At 45.2% G+C, this 4,292-nt stretch carries 4 protein-coding genes; all 4 read left to right on the top strand.

Annotation, left to right across the window (positions count from 1 at the left end; translation table 11 throughout):
• The coding region (locus WBM98_RS18135) for an FGGY-family carbohydrate kinase (protein ID WP_424367428.1) at nt 1-884 on the top strand (884 nt) is incomplete at its 5' end.
• Nucleotides 885-890: 6 nt separating this feature from the next.
• Nucleotides 891-1,592 carry an L-ribulose-5-phosphate 4-epimerase gene (locus tag WBM98_RS18130; RefSeq protein ID WP_424367427.1) on the top strand — a complete coding sequence of 234 codons (702 nt, stop codon included), beginning with the start codon at nt 891-893 and terminating at the stop codon, nt 1,590-1,592.
• A 12-nt stretch (nt 1,593-1,604) separates the two neighbouring features.
• On the top strand, nt 1,605-3,116 hold the full coding sequence (gene araA, locus WBM98_RS18125) for an L-arabinose isomerase (protein ID WP_424367426.1): 1,512 nt from the start codon (nt 1,605-1,607) through the stop codon (nt 3,114-3,116).
• Between the two features lie 22 nt (nt 3,117-3,138).
• A partial coding sequence (locus WBM98_RS18120) for an aldose epimerase family protein (RefSeq protein WP_424367425.1) occupies nt 3,139-4,292 on the top strand: 1,154 nt, incomplete at its 3' end.

The following is a 4,292-nucleotide window of genomic DNA, read 5'->3' as shown; positions in this document are numbered from 1 at the left end:
ATACGGTGGTCGCTGTTGGAACCTTTGATGCCCATGCCGGCGCAGTCGGGGCAAAAATCGAAGAGCATGCTTTGGTGCGCGTCATGGGAACCTCTACCTGTGATATTATCGTGGCCTCAAATAAAGCTGTAGGGTCCAAAACCGTTCGTGGTATTTGTGGGCAGGTCGATGGTTCCGTAATCCCGGGAATGGTGGGCTTGGAAGCCGGTCAATCCGCTTTTGGTGATGCGTTGGCCTGGTTCAAGGATGTATTGTCCTGGCCCATCGATCACCTTTTGATGACTTCCGATATTCTATCGGATAGCCAAAAAGATGAATTAAAGTTAGAGTTGGAGACCAATTTCATCAAAGAATTATCCGCACAGGCCGAAGCCATTCCATTGAACGAAAGCATTCCCATTGCATTGGATTGGATCAATGGAAGAAGAACCCCAGATGCCGATCAAGGACTTAAAAGTGCTATTTCCAATCTATCTTTGGGCAGCCTGGCCCCCCATATCTTCATGGCCTTGGTCAATGCGATTTGTTTTGGATCGAAAAAAATAGTGGATAGGTTCCAGGAAGAGGGCGTAAAAATCAACACTGTTATCGGCATAGGTGGTGTGGCAAGAAAATCCCCGTTCATTATGCAAACCTTGGCAAACGTCTTGAACATGCCCATAAAAGTGGCTGAATCTGACCAGGCTCCTGCGCTAGGGGCAGCCATTTATGCAGCTGTGGCTTCCGGTATTTATGATAATGTAATCGAGGCCGGTCAACGCATGGGAAGCGATTTTGAAGCGGAATACATACCGCAACCGGAAACGATTGAAGGCTACAAGAAATTAATGGACGCCTATGACGTGCTGGGTTCATTTGTAGAGAAAAACCTAACCAATAAATAAAGGCAAATGGGTTCAATGTTCAAAGAACTGAAAAGGGAGTGCTATGAGGCCAATATGCAACTGAATGCCTTAGGCTTGGTCATATACACATTTGGTAATGTGAGCGCAGTGGCTAGGGAAGCTGGCGTTTTCGCCATAAAACCCAGTGGTGTCCCGTATGACGATTTAAAGGCCGAGGACATGGTCATTCTTGATTATGACAATACGATCGTCGAAGGCACGATGCGGCCTTCTTCCGATACGAAGACCCATGCTTATTTATATAAAAATTGGGACGATATCGGAGGTATTGCCCATACCCATGCCACCTATTCCGTCGCCTGGGCGCAGGCACAGCGGGATATTCCTATTTTTGGGACCACCCATGCCGATCATCTCACAGCGGATATTCCGTGTGCCCCACCCATGAAGGATGAGCTTATTCAGGGAAACTATGAACACAACACCGGGATTCAAATATTGGACTGTTTCAGGGAGAGGAACCTATCGTATTCCGAAGTGGAAATGGTTTTGATCGGTAACCATGGTCCCTTTGCTTGGGGAAAGAATGCCGCGAAAGCGGTGTATAATAGCAAGGTACTTGAAGCGATTGCCGAAATGGCGTATTTGACCCTTCAAATAAATCCTAAGGCCCCAAGATTAAAAGATGCGCTCATAAAAAAACATTACGAACGTAAGCATGGTAAAGATGCGTATTACGGGCAATAAATAAGAATATAAATGAATAGCAATATAAAAGAAAAAGAGATTTGGTTCGTCACGGGCAGCCAACATTTATACGGAGAGGAAACCTTGAAACAAGTGGCTTCCAATGCACATGAGATTGCTCGGGGTTTGGATGCCTCAAAGCACATTCCCGTAAAAATTGTCTATAAACCAACGGTTAAAACCCCATCGGAGATAACCGATATCTGTTTGGCCGCAAGTTCGAATAAGAACTGCATCGGTATCATGACCTGGATGCATACGTTTTCCCCAGCCAAAATGTGGATCAAGGGATTGACCGTTTTGACCAAACCATTGTGTCATTTACACACCCAATTCAATGCAGCAATACCTTGGGAATCCATAGATATGGATTTTATGAACCTAAACCAGTCGGCGCATGGCGATCGGGAGTTTGGTTATATAATGTCGCGAATGCGGAAGAAAAGAAAAGTTGTGGTCGGGCATTGGAAAGAAGAACGCGTACACCAAAAACTGGGAATCTGGTCGAGGGTAGCGCTGGGTTGGGACGAGTTTCAAAATCTAAAAGTGGCAAGATTGGGGGATAATATGCGCGAGGTTGCGGTAACCGATGGCGATAAGGTAGAAGCCCAAATACGCTTCGGGTTTTCGGTAAATGGCTATGATTCATCGGATGTCGTCAAACATATTAAACGTATATCGGAGAATGATCTGAATGCCTTGTTGAAGGAATATGAGGAAACCTATACATTGACCCCTTCATTAAAAGTGGGGGGAGAAAAAAGAAATTCTTTACTTGATGCGGCCAAAATCGAATTGGGCCTACGCGCTTTTTTGGAAGAAGGGGGCTTTAAGGCATTTACCGATACGTTCGAAAATCTGGGCGAATTAAAACAATTGCCAGGGATCGCCACACAGCGTTTAATGGCAGATGGGTATGGTTTCGGGGCCGAAGGGGATTGGAAGACCGCAGCCCTCGTACGTGCGATGAAGGTTATGAATGTCGGACTGGAAGGGGGTACCTCCTTTATGGAAGATTATACCTATCACTTTACGCCGCAAAAAGCCTACGTCATGGGATCTCATATGTTGGAAATCTGTCCATCGATCACCGAAGGCAAACCTTCCTGTGAAGTGCACCCACTGGGTATAGGCGGTAAGGAGGATCCTGTTCGTTTGGTATTCAATTCCCCGGCCGGACCTGCCATCAACGCCTCCCTTGTTGATATGGGCAATCGGTTCAGGCTTATTGTAAATGAGGTAGAAGCCGTAAAACCCATGGGCGAACTTCCCAAATTGCCTGTCGCAAGGGTGCTTTGGGACGCCAAACCTGATTTGGAGATTGCAGCGACAGCTTGGATATTGGCAGGCGGGGCACATCACACGGTCTATAGCCAAGCAGTGACGACGGAGTTTATGGAGGATTTTGCCGATATGGCCGGTATAGAGCTCTTGGTCATCGATGCAAAAACCTCCGTGCGGGAATTCAAAGATTTAATCAATGCCAATGAGGCCTATTACCATATGTTTCAGCATGGTATCTGAATAGAACCTAACCCGATAAAAAATGAAAACCTTCAATAAAATTTTGGTTGCCGTGGCAGTAATGCCCATTGCAATAAGTTTAGTTCAATGCAAGGAAGTGTCTAAAAAAGTAAATGAACCCAACGTGATGGAAACTGAATCAAATACAACGATAACAAAAAGCAACTTTGGTCTTACTCCGGATGGTGTGCAAGTAGACCAATATACCCTGAAAAACCAAAATGATGTGGAAGTTAATATCATTACTTATGGAGGCAGGATTACCTCTTTACAAGTGCCTGATAAAAATGGAACATCAGAAAACGTGGTCTTGGGTTTTGATACCTTAGATCAATATCTTAAGGATAACCCGTTCTTTGGGGCGCTAGTTGGTCGCTATGGCAACCGTATCGCGAAAGCGAAGTTTTTTTTAGACGGAACCGAATATATACTGGCAGCCAATAATGGGGAGAATAGTCTGCATGGGGGTATAAAGGGGTTTGATAAAGTAATTTGGACTGTGGAAGATTCTAGGGGAGGTGACAAGGCTATTCTTAAGCTCACCTACACAAGTAAGGATATGGAAGAAGGCTTTCCCGGTAATCTGAACGTAATGGTAACCTATACGCTTGATAACGACAATACGCTGGCCGTAGACTATAAAGCAACCACCGATAAAAAAACAGTGGTCAATTTAACGCAACACGCCTATTTCAATTTATCAGGAGATTTCTCCACGACTATATTGGATCATGAACTTACCATGAGTGCCGATAAATTGGTTCCCGTAGATGCAAACTTGATTCCCACCGGAAAACTTATGGACGTGGCAGGAACTCCTTTTGACTTCAATTCCCCCAAAATAATCGGAAAAGATATTGATGCGGAGAATGATCAAATTAAAAAAGGTGGCGGCTACGACCATTGTTGGGTATTGAATGATCAAGAAGCAGGGCTGCGCACCGTAGCCACCCTATTTGATCGGAAATCAGGAAGGGTTATGGAAGTGGCTACTACAGAACCAGGCATTCAACTGTATACCGGCAACTTTTTGGATGGGACGCTACCTATACCAGGTGGAGGCACTTATGCCAAAAGAAGTGGTGTTTGCCTCGAAACCCAGCATTATCCTGATTCGCCGAATCAAAAGGGTTTTCCTTCCGTGGTCTTGAACCCTGGAGAAACGTATACGACCAC

The organism is Maribacter sp., assembly GCF_049667165.1.
Taxonomy (GTDB): domain Bacteria; phylum Bacteroidota; class Bacteroidia; order Flavobacteriales; family Flavobacteriaceae; genus Maribacter_A.
Note: the sequence above shows the minus strand (reverse complement) of the source record. Positions and strands in the feature narration are given on the sequence as shown.